Origin of the sequence: Kribbella sp. NBC_00709, assembly GCF_036226565.1 — a bacterium.
Taxonomy (GTDB): Bacteria; Actinomycetota; Actinomycetes; order Propionibacteriales; family Kribbellaceae; genus Kribbella.
Genome location: NZ_CP108996.1, coordinates 8,090,602 through 8,107,025 on the forward strand (window position 1 = coordinate 8,090,602; position 16,424 = coordinate 8,107,025).

Sequence of the window (16,424 nt, forward strand, 5' to 3'; positions counted from 1 at the left end):
AGGATTCCTCTGATGGAGAACGATCAGCTCGCCCGGGACGGCGGTACGCCGGTCCGCACGGACCCGCTGCCGTCGGTGATGAACGCCAGCGGCCGGCGCTTCGGCGACGACGAGGTCAAGGCCGTCGAGCGGGTGCTCCGCAGCGGCATGCTGTCGGCCACCTGGGGCACCGAGGTGCCCGCGCTCGAACTGGAGTTCGCTTCGCTCCTCGGCGCCGGGCACGCGGTCACCTGCAGCTCGGGTACGGCGGCGCTGCACCTCGCCGTCGCCGCCGTGAACCCGGCTCCCGGTGACGAGATCATCACCACCCCGATCAGCGACATGGGCACCGTGTTCCCGATCATGATGCAGAACGCCGTACCGGTGTTCGCGGATGTCGACCCGATCACCGGGAACCTGACGCCCGAGTCGGTCGCGGCCGCGATCACGCCGCGCACCAAGGCCGTGATCGTGGTGCACCTGTTCGGCAAACCGGCGCGGGTGCGGGAGTTGCGGGAGCTGTGCGACCAGCACGGGATCCTGCTGATCGAGGACTGCGCGCAGGCGTATCTCGCGCCGGTCGGCGACTCGTTCGTCGGCCGGATCGGGCACATCGGCTGCTTCAGCCTGCAACAGACCAAGCACATCAGCGCCGGCGACGGCGGGCTGACCGTCACCGACGACGCGCAGAAGGCCCGGCGGATGCGGTTGTTCGCCGACAAGGGCTGGCCGCGCGACACCGACGAGCGGACGTACCTGTTCCTCGCGCTGAACTACCGGATGACCGAGCTGGTTGCGTCGGTGACGCGAGCGCAGCTGAACCGGCTCCGCGGCGTGATCCAGGATCGTCGTACGGCGGCTCTCCGGGCGACGGCCGGGATCGCGGATCTGGCCGGGATCACCCCGCCACCCGACGGGCACGACCACGTGTACTGGCAGTACCCGCTGATCATCTCCGAGGCCGCCGGTGACATGCGCGAGTGGGCCGCCGCGCTGACCGCCGAGGGCATTCCCGCGAACGGCGGCTACCTGACCAGCCCGCTGTACGCCGCGCCGGCCGTCCGCGAGCGGATCACGTACGGAGACTCCGGGTTCCCGCTGCAGGACGTCTCGTACCCGGTCGGCCTGTGCCCGAACGCCGAGGAGCTCATCAACAACCGCCTCCTCGTCCTGCCCTGGAACGAGAACTACACCGACTCCGACGTCGACGACATCGTCGCGGCGATCCGCAAGGTTCACAACGCCCTGTCCCCGGAGGCCTGATGACCGTACCAATGCCACGCCTCCGGCGCGGCGGGTCCCGGGGCTGTGACTCCCGGTCTTCCCTCGTCGCTCCGGTCGCTTCGCTCCCTCCGCTCCTCAGTCCAGACCGGGAGGCCCCGTGACCGGCTCTCCTCTGCTGCTCGACTGCGACATCCTGGTCGGGCACGACGTGACGACGGGGCGCTGGGGGCAGCCCGAGAAGGTGCGGGAGGTGCTCGACGCGAGCGGGATCGCGGGCGGTGTGGTGTCCGCGCTGCGGGCGGTGCACTTCGACGTACCGTCGGGGAACGACGAGGCGCGCAAGGTTGCTGAGGGCAACGGGTGGTCGTCGTGCCCGGTGCTTGATCTGCGGGATCCGCTGGGTGCCGAGAAGGAGCTGGAGCGGCAGCTGTCCGGTGACGCGCCGCCGCGCGCGGTGCGGTTGGCGCCGACCGCGCAGAGCGTCGAGCCGGGGTATCCGTCGTTCGGTCATGTCGTGCAACTGCTCGTCGACGCCGGGCTGACGATCTTCACCGAGGGCGACGTACGCAAGGTCGGACCGGCGTTGCGGGGGCTCGGGGCGCGGGTGGTGTTCCTCGACACGCACTTCTACTACCTCGGCGACTTCGTGGTGATGGCCCGGTCGGAGCCCGGATTCCACACCTCGACGCGGATGCTGACCGGACCTGATTCGCTCGAGATCGTGGCCGCGGAGGTCGGCTCGGAGCGGCTGGTGCTCGGGTGCCGGACGCCGTTCCACGAGACCCGCTCGGTGGTCCGCCGGCTGCTGACGTCCAAGCTCGGCCCGGACGAGATCGCACAGGCCGGCAGCCGCAGCCTCGAGACCCTCCTGGAGCCCGCATGCTGATCGACGTACACGCTCACTGGGGTCCGTGGTTCTTCTCGATGGACACCGCGAGCATCGACATCAACATCGACCTGATCGACCGCTTCGGCATCGACCTCCAGCTCGTCTCGGCGATCGAGGGCATCGTGTACGACGCCCCGCTCGGCAACCGCTCCCTGGCCGCTCAGCTCCCGGCCGACCCACGGCTGCGCGGGATGATCGTCGTCGACCCGCGGCGCCTGGACGCGGCCCGGACCGACCTCGACGAACTGCTCGCCGGCGACGGGCGGACGCGGTGGGTCGGCGCGAAGATCCACAGCGAGTACAGCCGTACGCCGATCAGCTCGCCCGCGATGCAGGAGGCGATCGAACTCACCACTGAGTACGGCCTGCCCACGCTCGTGCACACCTGGGGCGACACCGTCGTCGATCTGGCCGACGTCGCCGCCCGGGTCCCCGGCGCGCGCGTGCTCGCCGGTCACATGGGCGCGAACGGCTGGCCCAGGGTCCCCGAGGCGGCCGACCGGTCCGACCGGATCTGGTTCGAGCCGTGCTGGTCCGCGCCGGAGGCGAACCGGATCCGCTGGATCCTCGACCGGATAGGCCCGAGCCGCCTGATGTTCGGCACTGACGCGACGCTGATCGACCCTTCGATCGCCCTCGGCGCCCTCGAAGCCGCCGACCTCACCCCCGCCGAGCACGAGGCCATCACCCACCGCAACGCCACCGACCTCTTCGCGCTCTGACCCGCCGTCAGGTGGTCGTGAAGACGAGGATGTCGTGCTCGGGGCCGCGGACCTCGGGCTCGCGCCAGCCGAGGTGGCGGTAGAACGCGATCGCGTCGTGGTTCTGGTTCCAGGCGAGCAGCCAGGCGCGGGAGCGCTCGCGGGTGGCCGTTTCGAGCAGGCGGGGCGCGAGGCCGGCGCCGCGGGCGTGCGCCAGTACGCCGAGCTCGTCCACCTCGAACGCGCCGACCAGCAACTCCTCGACCTGTTCGGCGCCGATCCGGTCGAGGACGCTGCCGTACGACCGGTCGGTCCGGAACGGCGCCGGCGTCGTCCACCCGGTCACGAACCCGGCGATCCGCCCGTCGTCCGAGCGCTCGATCCAGGCCTGGAACCCGTCCCGCTCGGCGTCCTGTTCGAGCCGCTTCCGGAACGCGGTCCGGGTCGCCTCCGGGTCCCGGTGCTCGAACGGCGGCCCGGTGAACACCTCGACGTACGCCGTCGTCAGTTCGTCCGCGATCTCCAGCACGTCCCGCCCATACGTCTGCACCGCTCCAACCTAACGGTGGAGCGGTGCCTCCTGCGATCATCCGGCAGGAACTTGCAGCCTCAGCTGGTCGACGCTGCCTCGAGACTCGCCGGCGTGCCGGCTGCTGGTTCCACGGCCGGTGCGGTGATCGCGGCGTCCGGTATGGCCGCGATCGTCTCCAGCTCGGTGCGGAACTGCGGCAGCATCCAGCGCAGCGGCTGGCCGAGAACCCGCGCGATAGTTGCCTCGTCGACCCTCAGCAACGCGCCGATCCGCGCCAGCGCATCCGGCTCGTCGGTGGCGGCGTACAGCAGATGGACGACCTCGTGCCGGTGTGCGAACACGGCGAGCGCCGCCGCAGCCAGGCCGGCATCGATCTCTGGCGGACTGGTGATTTCCCCGTTGACTGTCACGACAACCTCAACCCGTTGGGGGCCCGATCGGTTACGTGTCAGTCTTTACACTTGTCCAGCTTTCAACTGGGTAGCCAGGAGACCTTGCCCAGCAGGTACGTCGCGCCGATCAACGCGCCGGTGTCGATCAGCGTGTGCGCGACCACCAGCGGCATGATCCGCCCCCACCGCCGGTACAGCCAGGTGAAGATCACGCCCATGATCACGTTGCCGGCGAACCCGCCGAGCCCCTGGTAGAGGTGGTACGACCCGCGCAGGAGCGAACTGGTGAGGGTCGCGCGGCGGACGGACCAGCCGAGTTGATCGAGCCGGTGGTTGAGGTAGCCGAGCACGACGACTTCCTCGAGTACGGCGTTCTGTGCGGAGACCGCGATCAGGATCGGGATCCGCCACCAGTAGCCGGGCAGCTGTGACGGGTCGACGGTGAGGTTGGCTCCGGTCGCGTGTGCACCGATGTAGAACAGCAGTCCGGCGCCGCCGATCACCGCCGCGATCGCCGTACCGCGGCCGAGGTCCCGCAGGCGGTCGCGCAGGTCGAAGCCGATCGTTCGCAGCGTCTCCCCGCCGCGGGCGAGGAAATGCCCGACCAGTGCGACCGGCACCAGCGCGGTCACGATCGCGAACACCTGCCAACTCAGATCCAGCCACGGCCGCCCCGGAGCCCGCGACCCCACAATCACCGCCGTCTGCCCACTGATCGGCTTCGACGAGGTCAGCACCCCGGCAAACGAGATCACCGCAGCCACACCCGAGGCCCCCAAGGACAAGGCGAGGACAAGCCAGATTTCCTTGGTGAGCACCCGCCGGGAAGGCAGCGACCGCTCGACCGCGGGGGTGGAAGGGGTGCTGCCTTCGGCGCTGCGCGGGGCTGCGAACTCGGCCGGGGTGGTGGGGTCGTCGGCGGGGCTCGTCATGGTTCAACTATCTCGCGGGGGCGGACAGGAGGTTCAGGAGGTGGGTGAAGAGGTCGCCTGGGTCGGCGGCCAGGCCGTACTGCGATTGGATCTGCAGGCCGTCGGAGAGCGCGATCAGGACGGTGGCGATGGTTTCCGGGTCGGCGGACGAGTTGAACGTGCCTGCGGACTGGCGGGTGCGGACCTCGTCGGCGAGGGCGGCGCGGATGCCGGCGTACCGGTCGACGAAGTAGTCGTGGGAGTTGTGCTCGGGGTCGCCTGCCTCGGCGGAGAACGTCGAGTAGAGCTCGACGAGACCCGGCACCGACCCGTTGTGCCGGACGACAGTAGTCAGCAGGTCGATCGGATCGGTCGAGTCGGCGAACCGCGACCGGTCCGCCTCGTCGCGAGCCCGGAGCACCGCCTCGAACAGCTTTTCCTTCGAGCCGAAGTAGTGCAGCAGCCCGGCCTCGCTCAGCCCGACAGCGGCCGCCAGCTCACGCGTCGACGTCTTCCGGTAGCCATGCCGCGCGATCACCTCGAGCGCGGCCCGCAGGATCTCCTCCCGCTTGGCGACGCCCTTCGCGTACGGACCTCTGGAAGTGGCCATACCCAAAACCTAGCATCACTCGGTTTTCGGACGTACAGTCGTCGGCATGAACTTCGACGACCTGCTCGGCCGGCTCACCCTCGAGGAGAAGGTCCGGATCCTCACCGGCCAGGACTTCTGGTCGACCCACGCGCTGCCCGCGATCGGCCTGCGCTCGATGGTGCTGTCCGACGGGCCGAGCGGCGTCCGCGGCCCGGTCTGGGACGAGCGCGACCCGTCGCTGAACCTCCCGTCGGCAACCGCTCTCTCGTCGTCCTGGGACGTCGGCATCGCCCATCGGTACGGCGTGGTGTCGGCGCTCGAGGCCCGCCGGAAGAACGTCGACGTCGTGCTCGGCCCGACGATCAACCTGCACCGTTCCCCGCTCGGCGGCCGGCACTTCGAGGCGTTCAGCGAGGACCCGGTCCTGACCGCGGAGCTCGCCGCGGCGTACGTCGCCGGCGTCCAGGAGCTCGGCGTCGGCGCCACCCCGAAGCACTACGTGGCGAACGACTTCGAGACCGACCGGTTCACCGCGAACGTCGTGGTCGACGAACGCACGCTCCGCGAGGTCTACCTACTCGCCTTCGAGAAGGCGGTCACCGAGTCCAAGGCGTGGCTGGTGATGAGCGCCTACAACTCGATCAACGGCGCGACCGCCTCGGAGAACGACCTGCTCGAGACCCCGCTCAACACCGACTGGGGATTCGACGGCGTCGTGGTCAGCGACTGGACCGCGGTCCGCAGCGTCGAGAGCGCCAAGCACTCACAGGACCTCGCGATGCCGGGTCCGATCGGCGCCTGGGGCGACGCACTCCTCCAGGCCGTCCGGTCCGGTGAGGTCAAGGAGGACGCGATCGACCGCAAGGTCCTCCGCATCCTCGCCCTCGCCGCCCGCGTCGGCGCCCTCGAAGGGCACGAGAAGCCGGCCGATCCGCCTCAGGTGGACGGTGTCGCCTTCACCCGTACGGCGGCCGCCGAAGGCACCGTTCTGCTCAGAAACCAGACAGCGCTCCCCTGGCGTTCCCAAGACCTGACGAAGGTTGCGGTCATCGGCCACAACGCCCGCGACGCACGCACCCAGGGCGGTGGCAGCGCGACCGTCATCCCGTCGTCAGTGGTCTCGCCGCTCGATGGACTCCGCGCCGCGCTCCCGAACGCCGAGATCACGTACTCGATCGGCGCCGTCGTCCAGGAGAGCGTCGCCGAACTGGCACCGGCCACGATGTCCAACCCGCAGACCGGCGAACGCGGCGCCCACGTGCGCTTCCTGGCGGCCGACGGATCCGAGTTGTACGCCGAGGACCGGTTCTCCAGCGCCCTCGTCTACCTCGGCGGCGATGCCCCGATCGCCGAGAGCGCAGTCTTCGAGTTCCGCACCACCTGGACGCCGGACGAGTCCGGTGCGGTCCAGCTCGGGTTCGCCTCGGTCGGCCGCGGCCGGATCTTTGCCGACGGCAAGCTCCTCCGCGAGGACACCGCGGTCCCGGTCGGCACCGACCTCGGCGCGGCATTGCTGTCACCACCCTCGATCTCCACCCCGCTGGAGGTCACCGCGGGCCGGCCGATCGACATCCACATCGAGCTCGACCTGCCGAAGCTGGAAGGCGGCCTGAACAACGCCTTCAGCATCACCGTCGGCATCGAGCCGGCCAACGACGATCCGCAGGCCCTGATCGACGAGGCCGTCGCGGCGGCCCGCGACGCCGACGTGGCGCTAGTTGTCGTAGGCACCAATTCGAAGGTCGAGTCCGAGGGCTACGACCGTACCTCGCTCGCGCTGCCCGGCCGGCAGGACGACCTGGTCCGCGCGGTCGCCGCGGCCAATCCCCGGACGGTCGTCGTGGTCAACGCGGGCTCCCCCGTTCTGCTCCCCTGGCGTGACGACGTCGCGGCCGTGCTGGCGACGTACTTCGGCGGCCAGGAATACGGGAACGCGCTCTCTGACGTTCTCCTCGGCCAGGTCGAGCCCGGCGGTCGCCTTCCGACCACGTGGCCGCGCGAGCAGGACGACGTACCCGTCATCGACGTCACCCCGAAGGACGGCGTCGTGCGGTACGACGAGGGCGTCCACATCGGCTACCGCGCCTGGTTGAAGGCGGGCGCCGAGCCGGCGTACGAGTTCGGCCACGGCCTCGGCTACACCACCTGGGAGTTGTCCGGCCTGCGCGCGAACGACCCGACGTCTGTCGCGCTGACCGTCCGCAACACCGGCGACCGCGCCGGCAAGCACGTAGTCCAGGTGTACGTCGAACGCCCCGACAGCACGGTGGATCGCCCGGTCCGCTGGCTGGCCGGATTCGCCGTCGTACGCCTCGACGCCGGTCAGGCCCGCGAGATCACCGTCAACCTGCACAACCACACCTTCGAGCACTGGCAGGACGGCTGGACAGCTGACCCCGGTGCCTTCACGATCCGAGCCGGCTCGTCGGTTTCGGACCTGCCGCTCTCCACGGAGCTGCAGATCCGTTAGCTGCCCGGCTGCGCGAGCTCATCGGGGCTCGGGGCGGTCGACGCCGGTCGCCGTACAACGCGGCGGCCGGTGTCGGACTGCCAGTACAGGACCGACCGTCCGGACCGGCGGCGTTCCAGCAATCCGCTGTCGGTCAGCACCCGGAGATGGTCGGAGATCGTCGCGAGCGACAGACCTGTCGTCGCGACCAGCAGCGTCGTACTCACCGGCGACGCGGCCTCGACCAGGATGCGCGCGCGGTTGCGGCCGAGCAGCTGCACCAACGGCTCGTCCGGCGTCGCGGTCGTCGCGAAGATGCCGGTCACGGGGTAGGCCAGCGCGAACCGATCCGGCAACCGCCAGCTCACGTTCACCCGCTGGGTGTGCGCGGCGATGAACATCAGATCCCGCCCGCGGACGTCCGTCACCGGATAGTCCCAGCGATTGACCTGGATCCGCCCGTCGCCGAGCCAGCGCACATCCGGACCCAGCCCACGGAGCACGCCCGACCACCCTTGCTCGCTGAGCCGCGACGTCCGCGACACGACGTCGGCCTGCAACAGCCGCAGGCGCCGCGGCCACTCCGGCTCGATGGTCGCGCTCCAGATCCACCGCAACAACTCAGCAGCCTCCGCAGCCAGCCCTCGGGTCTCGAGCAGGATCGGCGGCAACGGCGTGCGTACGACGCTCAGGTCCGCCCGGATGTGATCGTCGGAGAGCGCCATCAGCGGCCCGAGCTCGTCCTGGAGCGCGAGATCCGGTTCGAGCGGCGGGACGGTGAAGAAGTCGGCCGCCCAGCTGGTCCCGAACGCGCTGTCGATGATCGCCGCCCAGACCGGGTTCGCCGCCAGCTGGGCCTCGAAGGCGGCGCTGTGCGCGTCCTTCCACGGCCGGTACCAGGGCTCGACCGGCACCCGCAGCAGCTTCAGCGCCGACACCGTCTCGGTGAGCTGCGACGTACCGAACCGCGCGTTCACCAGCGTGTCGGCATCGACCAGGAATTCGGACAACGTTTCGCCTCCACCCGAAACTGTAGGCGGCGCCGAGCTTGCCGTCGATGCTGCTCGTCATGAGCACGTATCGAGCGATCTTCGCCAACCGCGAGTTCCGCAACCTGTGGATCGGCAGTGCGCTGGGCAACGCCTCTGCGACCATGACCAGCCTGACGCTGGCGATCGTGGTCGACGCCACGACCGGGTCCGCGCTGCTCGCGGCCGCGATCATGTTCGGCCCGTCGCTCGCCCAGGTCCTCGGCGTCTCCACGCTGATGTCGGCCGCGGACACCGCCCGGCCACGGCCGATCCTCACGCTGCTCGCGGCCGGTTCGGCCGTTGCGGTCGGCATCCAAGCCGCGCTCGACCTGTCCCCCGGCCTGCGTCTGCTGCTGTCGCTCACGCTCGCGTACGGTCTGTCGATCGGCGCCGGCGTCCGCTACGGACTGCTCGGTGAAGTGGTGCAGGACGAGCAGTTCATCCTCGGCCGGTCGGCGATGAACCTGTCCGTCGGTGCGATGCAGATCGCCGGCTTCGGCATCGCGGGCATCCTGCTGCAGGCGGTCAGTCCGCCGACCGTCCTCTGGATCGCCACCGGCTTCGCCACCCTCGCCGTACCGGTGATGCGGTTCGGGCTGCAGGATCGTGCGCCGCGCCGGGTCGCGCGGACCGGTCTCGCCGAGACCTGGCGCGGCAACCGCGTTCTCCTCTCCGAAACCCGTACCCGTCCGATCCTGCTCGCGCTGACCCTTCCCAACGGCCTGATCGTCGGTTGCGAGGCCCTCTTCGTCCCGTACGCCGGACCTCGCGCCGGCTGGCTACTGGCCGCGGGAGCGGCCGGGATGATGACGGGCGATCTCGTCGTCGGCCGCTTCCTGACCCGCAACGGCCGCCGGTCGGCGGGACGCTGGCTCCGGTTCGTGCTCGCCGTACCGTTCCTGGGCTTCGCGTTCGGCCTGCCGATCGCCGTGCTCTGCGTACTCGTCGCGGTCGGCAGCTTCGGGTACTCCGCTTCGCTGGCCCAGCAGGAGGTTCTCGTCGACCTGACTCCCGCGGAGCTGCGCGGACAGGTACTCGGGCTGGAGTCAGCGCTGCGAGGTACGACGTTCGGCGTGGTCGCGATCCTGGCCGGCGCCTTGGCCGACCTGACCGCGGCTGCACCGACGATGACGGCCTTCGCCGTGGCGTCGTTGCTGGTCTCCGCGATCCTCACCCGCCCGCTGTCCCGGGTGATGAGGACCGCCGGATGGATAGGCTCGCCGCATGGAAGTGGTCCGGCTGCGGCAAGTCTCGAAACGGTACGGGCGGCGGGAGATCCTGGCGGACGTCGACCTGCAGGTGAACGCGGGTGAGCTGCTCGCACTGGTCGGCGCGAACGGTTCCGGCAAGTCCACGGTCCTCAAGCTGATGGTCGGCCTGTCCCGGCCGTCGACAGGATCGGTACGGCGCACCGCCCGCGCGGTCAGCTACGTCCCGGACGTCTTCGCGTCCCACGATCGGCTGTCCGCGTCGGCGTACCTGCGGCACATGGGCCGGATCCGCGGACTCAGCACGAGAACGGCGAGAGAGCGCGCTCTCGAGTTGCTGGACCGGCTCGCGCTCGCGGGCGGCGCGGACACACCGATGCGGAAGCTGTCGAAGGGCAACGCGCAGAAGGTCGCGCTCGCGCAGGCCCTGCTCGCCCCGCCCGAGCTCCTTGTCCTCGACGAACCGTGGGCCGGTCTCGACGCAACCGCTCACACGACCCTGCGCGAACTCCTCACCGAGACGGCCGCACAAGGCGCGGCGGTTGCGTTCACCGAGCACTCCGCGCAGGTCGTCAGGTCAACGGCGACCCGAGTCTGCGAGATCGGGGACGGCCGGCTGACGGCGCTGCCCCAGCAAGCCGGCTTGACCGAGATCTCGATGGTTCCCGGGGCCGAGATCGATTGGTCCCGGCACCCCGACGTGGTCGAAGTACGGCCGCACGAGGCGGGTGTCACGTTGACGGTGCCGACCGGCCGGCACGACGCGGCTCTGCTGACTGCTCTGCAACACGGCTGGTCAGTGACGACGGTTCGCCAGGTGACGTCCGAGTGAGCGCTCTCTACCGCTATCTGATGTCCAGCGTCCTGCTCTCCCAGCGCTACCTCCCGCCGACCCTGATCTTCCTCGCGGCGATGGCCGTCGGTACGACGTCCGACAACGGGCCGCTGCAGTCGTCGTACGCGTTCTGCGTGCTGGCGATGCTGGTGTGTACGACGTGGTTGACCGTCAGCATCGTCAACCACGAAGACCCGACGCAGCGGCAGATCACCGTCGTCATGGTGGGGAGCTCGCTGCGCGTTCTGGTGATGACGGTCGCGGTCGTCGTGACCTGGTGCGTGCCGCTGCTCGTCGTCGGGTTGGTCTACCCGATCGTCACCGGGTCGCACGACGTCACCGCGGGAGATCTCGCGGTCGGTGCAGCGGCACAGCTCGGGGCGGCGCTGGTCGGATCGGCGATCGGTTTGCTGTGCTCGCGGCTGGTGATCCGGCGGATCGGGATCGCGATGCTCACCGCGGCCGCCGCGATCCTCGTCGTACTGCTGCTCCGCTGGGTCTCTCCGATCCGCCCGATCATGACGGTGCTGTCGGACGACAAGACGGCCGGCGCCAACGCCGTACCGCTCACTCTGCTGGCAGCGCTGTCCGTGGTGGTCCTGGCCGTCGCGGTGTTCGCGACCAAGGCCCTCGCCGACCGGAAGGAATGATCAGGAGGCCGCCACCGAGGACAACTCGTGGGGTGCGGCCGAGCCGCGGACGATCAGGCTCGTCGCCAGCTCGACATGATGCGACGCGACCTGCTCCCCCGCCGCCAGTTGCATCGCCGTGCGGAGCGCGACCGCGCCCATCTCGCGGAGCGGCTGCCGCACGGTGGTGAGCGGCGGCGATGCGAGCCGCGCCACCTCGGTGTCGTCGAAGCCGACCAGGCTCAGGTCCTCGGGCACCCGCAGGCCGCGGGCCCGAGCGGCCTCCAGGATCCCGAGCGCGACCTCGTCGCTGCCGGCGAAGATCGCGGTCGGCCGGTCCCGCAGATCCAGCATCGCCGAACCGCCGGCCACGCCGTCGTCGTAGAGGAAGTCGCTCAGCCAGACGTACTCCGGCGGCACCGCGGCACCGACCGCGTCCATGGCGCTGCGGAAGCCGCTCATCCGGGCCTGGTTGCACCCGGAGGTCGGCTGGCCGCCGACGTACCCGATCCGGCGGTGGCCGAGGGACAGCAGGTGCTGGGCGGCGGCCATCCCGCCGGCGAAGTTCGTCGAGCCCACGCTCGTCACGTCCGGCTGCGGGATGTTCGCCGGGTCGACCACGACCAGTGGCAGCCGGGCTCGCGCCAGTGCGGCCAGGTCAGCATCCGCCAGTTGGCTGGTGAGTCCGATCGCGGCCAGGCGGCCGTTGCCGATCAAGGCCCGGATCCACCGCGCGGCCCGCCCGCTGCTCGACGTCGGCGGGTGCGGCGGGTGAGCGTTGAGTACGACGTCGACGCCCGCCAGCTGACCGGCCTCGACCACGCCCTGGATGACCTGGACCGAGTACGCGTTCAGCACGCCCTGGTAGAACAGTTCGACCGTGTCCCGGTGCGTCGGCTCCGGGCGGCGGCCGACGTACCCGTGCTTCTCGAGGACCTCCTGGACGCGTGCGCGGGTGACCGCCGAGACGTCGCTGCGACCGTTCAGCACCTTGGACACCGTGGCCACCGAGACACCGGCCGTCCCGGCCACGGTCGCCAGGGTGACGCGGCCCTTCAACCGAGTCATGTCGTCATCCTCCGCCGGGATCCTGGATCGTCACCGGAGTCGTCAGGACCCGGTCGTGCCCGACCACCCTCACATCCCCGGTGATCCGGACCATGGCGCGACACGGCAGGTCCAGCGACGACGTGCCCACCATCACTTCGAAGTCCCCGGGCTCGACGATCCGCCGCAGATCCGGACCCGTGTACGCAGTGCGATCGGCGTGGATCCGGAACGTGACGTCGGCCGCCTGACCCGGCGCGAGCGACACCCGCGCGAACCCGGTCAGCAGCTTCAACGGCCGAGCGACCTGGGCAACCACGTCGCGCAGATACAACTGCACGACCTCGTCGCCGCCGCGGTCCCCGGTGTTGCGCACGTGCACCGTCGCGGTGAACTCGCCGTCGTTGCCGATCTCCGGAGCACTCAATTGCAGGTCGGCGACCGTGAAGCTCGTGTACGACGCGCCGAACCCGAACGGGTACAACGGCCGGACCTCGAGCCCGCTGATCCCGGCGCTCTCCACGCTGCCGAGCGCCGGCTGCAGGTAGGTACCGGGCTGCCCACCGACGTGCCGCGGAATCTGCACCGGCAGCTTGCCGCTGGGCACGATCCGTCCACTGAGCACACCCGCGATCGCCGCCGCGCCTTCCTGCCCCGGGATGAACGCCTGGACCAATCCAGCGGTCCGCTCCGCGAACAACCCCAGCGCATACGGCCGCCCCGACACCACTACTACGACCACCGGCTTCCCGGTATCGAGCAGTGCGTCGAGCATCTCACCCTGCACACCGGGGAGCCGCAGATCCTCGGCATCACACCCCTCCCCCGAGGTCCCATGCCCGAACAACCCCGACAGGTCGCCGACGAACGCAACACACACATCCGCGTCCTGGGCCGCCGCAACGGCCGCCTCGAACCCGGAGCGATCGTCCCCGATGACCTCACATCCTTTGGCGTACGAGACCTCCACACCCGCCAGCTCGTTGCGCAAGGCATCAAGCGGCGACGCGATCGCGATCCCCAGCCCACGCTCCGGATAGCGCGGCAGCACATGGTTCGGGAACGCGTAACAGCCCATCAGGGTCCGCGGATCGTGCGCCGTCGGTCCGACGACGGCAACCTTCGCGAGGCCGGTCAGCGGAAGCGCCGTGCCCGCGTCGAGCAGGACGACGGACTTCTCGGCCAGCTCGGCAGCGAGCGCCCGGTTGTCCGCCGAGTCCAGGTCGACCTCCGCCCGCACCGAACCCTCCGGCGTCCAGTCCTCGTCGAGCAGCCCGAGCTCGACCTTCTGCACCAGCAGCCGCAGCGCCGCGCGGTCGATCAGCTCCTCGGACACCTCGCCCGACTTCACCTTGTCCACCAGCCCGGCGAACCCGATCGTGTCCGGCAGCTCCACGTCCGTCCCGGCCGTCAACGCCAGCGCGCCGGCCTCCGCGTCGTCCGCCGCGACCCGGTGCATCGACGCAAGGAACGGCACCGCCCAGTAGTCCGAGACGACCGTCCCCTCGAAACCCCACTCACCCCGCAGTACGTCGGTGAACAACCACGGATCCGCACTCGCGGGCAGTCCGTCGAGGTCGGCGTACGAGCTCATCACCGATCCGGCGCCGGCCGTCGCGATCGCGGTCTCGAACGTCGGCAGGATGATGTCGAGCAGCTCCCGCTTGCCCATCGACACGGGGCCGTGGTTGCGGCCGGCGCGCGAAGCGGAGTACCCGGCGAAGTGTTTCAGGGTCGCGAGCACACCCGCGCTCTGCAGACCGCGCACGTACGCCGAACCCAGGATCGCCACCAGGTAAGGGTCCTCGCCGATCGTCTCCTCGACCCGGCCCCAGCGATAGTCACGCACGACGTCGAGCACCGGCGACAATCCCTGCTGCACCCCGGCCGCGGCCATGTCCCGCCCGATCGCGGCCGCCATCCGCTCGACCAGCGCCGGGTCGAACGTCGCACCCCAGGCGATGGACGCTGGGTAGACGGTCGCGCCGTACGTCGTGAAGCCGGTGAGGCACTCCTCGTGGACGAGTGCGGGGATGCCGAGTCGTGAGTTCTTCAGCACGATCTCGTGCTGCCGGATCACCTCGGCGATGCCCTGCTCCACGGTCTGCGGGTAGCTGCCCCAGACGCGGGTGAGATGACCGAGGCCGTCGCGGCTCGCGTCCTGCAGCGACAGCGAACCCGCGGTCGAGAAGACGTCCTCCATCGGCGCGACGTTCATCGTCCCGTCCTCGGACAGTTCGGCGTCGGCCATGTCGTTGCCGGCCCACCGACTGCCCAGCTGCGCGACCTTCTCCTCCAGCGTCATCGCCCGCAGCAGGAGGCCGGCCCGCTCCGCAGCGGGCAGCGCGGAGTCGCGCCAGGGCCGGTCAGTCGAGATGGACAAGAAAATCTCCCTTGATGATCATTCATTTCGGTGAGCAATTATCGAAAACTTTTCGAAGCTCTCCGGCCGACCCCGGCGATCCGCCTCGGGTCTGTGAATCACCTGTGACAGCAGGGGATTACGTGACCTCACTGTGACCCCAAAGTCCCCTTAGTTCAAGTCTTGACAGCACTATCTCCGAAACCTATGTTTCGAAAACAAGTCATATCGGCAGGTGCCTTCCGCAACCTGTGGGGGCAGCACGGAGTACGGAGATCACTGTGGATCCCATGACGACATCCCGACGTACCTTCCTAGGTTTCGTCGGTGGCGGCGCACTGGCGGCCGGACTGGCTGCCTGCGGTAGTTCCGGCCCGAAGAGCACGCCCGGTTCCACCGCCGGCGCGGCAGCCGGCAGCGGGACGACGTACTGGTTCCTCACCGGACAGCCGCAGCAGGCGATCCGGGAGGCGCAGGTCAAGCGGTTCAACGACGCGAACTCGAGCACCAAGATCAAGACCACCGAGTTCCAGAACGACGCGTTCAAGGCGAAGATCAAGACCGCGATCGGCGCCGGCCAGGGCCCGACGCTGATCTGGGGCTGGGGCGGCGGCGGCCTGAAGGCCTACGTCGAGGCCGGCCAGGTCGAGGACCTGACCGACTGGTTCAACCAGCAGACCGACCTGAAGAACTCGATCTTCCCGTCCGCCTTCACGGCGGCGACCGTCAACGGCAAGCTCTACGCCGTGCCGGGAGAGACCGTCACCCCGATCGTGCTGTTCTACGACAAGCGCTCCTTCGAGAAGATCGGCGCCGAGCCGCCGCAGTCGTGGGGCGACATCATGGACCTGGTGCCGAAGTTCAACGCGAAGGGCATCGCGCCGTTCTCGCTCGGCGGCCAGTCGCGCTGGACCAACATGATGTGGCTGGAGTTCCTCTTCGACCGGATCGGCGGCAGCGAGGTCTTCCAGAACATCTACGACGGCAAGAAGGACGGCTGGTCCGACCCGTCCGCACTCAAGGCGCTCGACGAGATGCAGAAGCTGATCAAGGCGAACGGCTTCATCAAGGGCTTCTCGTCCATCACCGCCGACTCCAACGCCGACCAGGCGCTGCTCTACACGGGCAAGGCGGCGATGATGCTGCACGGTGCCTGGACCTACGGCAACATGAAGACGGCCGGCAAGGACTTCGTCACCGGCGGGCACCTCGGGTACATGAACTTCCCGCCGGTCGACGGCGGCAAGGGCGACCCGACCGACACCGTCGGCAACCCGGGTCAGTACATGTCGATCTCCTCCAAGGCGAGCCAGGGCGACAAGGACACCGCGAAGAAGTTCATCGCGAACAACACCCTCGACGACGCCACCGTGGACGCCTGGGTGAAGTCCGGCAACATCCCGGTAGTGAAGAGCGCGAAGGACAAGCTCGCGTCGATCTCGGACAAGAACGACGCCGAGTGGCTCAACTTCGTCTACGACACGGCGGCGAACGCGAAGAACTTCGCGCAGTCGTGGGACCAGGCGCTCAGCCCGACCCAGGCCGAGACCCTGCTCGACAACATCGCCAAGCTGTTCCAGCTGTCGATCTCGCCCCAGCAGTTCGCCGACAACATGAACGCGGTGATCGGCCAGTGAACCTGT

The 16,424-nt window shown here is 69.4% G+C and carries 15 protein-coding genes; 8 read left to right on the top strand and 7 right to left on the bottom strand.

Annotation, left to right across the window (positions count from 1 at the left end; all coding sequences use genetic code 11):
- Positions 1-12: 12 nt before the first annotated feature.
- The 3 genes from OHA18_RS39345 to OHA18_RS39355 all read left to right on the top strand — a co-directional run bounded on the left by OHA18_RS39345 (position 13) and on the right by OHA18_RS39355 (position 2,814).
- Positions 13-1,242 (top strand): DegT/DnrJ/EryC1/StrS family aminotransferase, encoded by a 1,230-nt coding sequence (locus tag OHA18_RS39345; protein ID WP_329000488.1) that lies wholly within the window; start codon positions 13-15, stop codon positions 1,240-1,242.
- 118 nt (positions 1,243-1,360) lie between these two features.
- Positions 1,361-2,089 (top strand): hypothetical protein, encoded by a 729-nt coding sequence (locus OHA18_RS39350; RefSeq protein ID WP_329000489.1) that lies wholly within the window; start codon positions 1,361-1,363, stop codon positions 2,087-2,089.
- Positions 2,083-2,814, top strand: a complete 732-nt coding sequence (locus OHA18_RS39355; protein ID WP_329000490.1) for an amidohydrolase family protein — start codon at positions 2,083-2,085, stop codon at positions 2,812-2,814. Before OHA18_RS39350 ends, OHA18_RS39355 begins: the two co-directional genes overlap by 7 nt.
- A gap of 7 nt (positions 2,815-2,821) precedes the next feature.
- On the opposite strand, the gene OHA18_RS39360 is transcribed toward OHA18_RS39355, so the two are convergent.
- The 4 genes from OHA18_RS39360 to OHA18_RS39375 all read right to left on the bottom strand — a co-directional run bounded on the left by OHA18_RS39360 (position 2,822) and on the right by OHA18_RS39375 (position 5,238).
- Positions 2,822-3,343, bottom strand: a complete 522-nt coding sequence (locus OHA18_RS39360; RefSeq protein ID WP_329000491.1) for a GNAT family N-acetyltransferase — start codon at positions 3,341-3,343, stop codon at positions 2,822-2,824.
- Positions 3,344-3,402: 59 nt separating this feature from the next.
- The gene (locus tag OHA18_RS39365) at positions 3,403-3,735 is read right to left on the bottom strand and encodes a hypothetical protein (protein WP_329000492.1); all 333 of its coding nucleotides are present in this window, start codon (positions 3,733-3,735) and stop codon (positions 3,403-3,405) included.
- A 62-nt stretch (positions 3,736-3,797) separates the two neighbouring features.
- Positions 3,798-4,649 (bottom strand): CPBP family intramembrane glutamic endopeptidase, encoded by an 852-nt coding sequence (locus OHA18_RS39370; protein ID WP_329000493.1) that lies wholly within the window; start codon positions 4,647-4,649, stop codon positions 3,798-3,800.
- A 7-nt stretch (positions 4,650-4,656) separates the two neighbouring features.
- Complete coding sequence (locus OHA18_RS39375) at positions 4,657-5,238, bottom strand: TetR/AcrR family transcriptional regulator (RefSeq protein WP_329000494.1); 582 nt, start codon at positions 5,236-5,238, stop codon at positions 4,657-4,659.
- 46 nt (positions 5,239-5,284) lie between these two features.
- Between OHA18_RS39375 and OHA18_RS39380 the strand changes: the two genes are divergently transcribed.
- Positions 5,285-7,690, top strand: a complete 2,406-nt coding sequence (locus OHA18_RS39380) for a beta-glucosidase (protein WP_329000495.1) — start codon at positions 5,285-5,287, stop codon at positions 7,688-7,690.
- Here OHA18_RS39380 and OHA18_RS39385 read toward each other — a convergent pair.
- On the bottom strand, positions 7,687-8,679 hold the full coding sequence (locus OHA18_RS39385) for an ArsR/SmtB family transcription factor (protein WP_329000496.1): 993 nt from the start codon (positions 8,677-8,679) through the stop codon (positions 7,687-7,689). The genes OHA18_RS39380 and OHA18_RS39385 overlap by 4 nt on opposite strands.
- Positions 8,680-8,738: 59 nt before the next feature.
- Between OHA18_RS39385 and OHA18_RS39390 the strand changes: the two genes are divergently transcribed.
- The 3 genes from OHA18_RS39390 to OHA18_RS39400 are packed head-to-tail and all read left to right on the top strand — an operon-like array spanning position 8,739 to position 11,393.
- On the top strand, positions 8,739-10,013 hold the full coding sequence (locus tag OHA18_RS39390; RefSeq protein ID WP_329000497.1) for an MFS transporter: 1,275 nt from the start codon (positions 8,739-8,741) through the stop codon (positions 10,011-10,013).
- Positions 9,925-10,740 (top strand): ABC transporter ATP-binding protein, encoded by an 816-nt coding sequence (locus OHA18_RS39395; protein ID WP_329000498.1) that lies wholly within the window; start codon positions 9,925-9,927, stop codon positions 10,738-10,740. The genes OHA18_RS39390 and OHA18_RS39395 overlap by 89 nt, the downstream gene beginning before the upstream one ends.
- Positions 10,737-11,393 (top strand): hypothetical protein, encoded by a 657-nt coding sequence (locus tag OHA18_RS39400; RefSeq protein ID WP_329000499.1) that lies wholly within the window; start codon positions 10,737-10,739, stop codon positions 11,391-11,393. Before OHA18_RS39395 ends, OHA18_RS39400 begins: the two co-directional genes overlap by 4 nt.
- On the opposite strand, the gene OHA18_RS39405 is transcribed toward OHA18_RS39400, so the two are convergent.
- Complete coding sequence (locus OHA18_RS39405; RefSeq protein WP_329000500.1) at positions 11,394-12,440, bottom strand: LacI family DNA-binding transcriptional regulator; 1,047 nt, start codon at positions 12,438-12,440, stop codon at positions 11,394-11,396. It abuts the gene before it with no gap.
- A 4-nt stretch (positions 12,441-12,444) separates the two neighbouring features.
- Positions 12,445-14,802: a glycoside hydrolase family 3 N-terminal domain-containing protein gene (locus OHA18_RS39410; RefSeq protein ID WP_329000501.1), complete on the bottom strand. Its 2,358-nt coding sequence runs from the start codon at positions 14,800-14,802 to the stop codon at positions 12,445-12,447.
- A gap of 269 nt (positions 14,803-15,071) precedes the next feature.
- Between OHA18_RS39410 and OHA18_RS39415 the strand changes: the two genes are divergently transcribed.
- The gene (locus tag OHA18_RS39415) at positions 15,072-16,418 is read left to right on the top strand and encodes an extracellular solute-binding protein (protein ID WP_329000502.1); all 1,347 of its coding nucleotides are present in this window, start codon (positions 15,072-15,074) and stop codon (positions 16,416-16,418) included.
- The last annotated feature ends 6 nt before the right edge of the window (positions 16,419-16,424 follow it).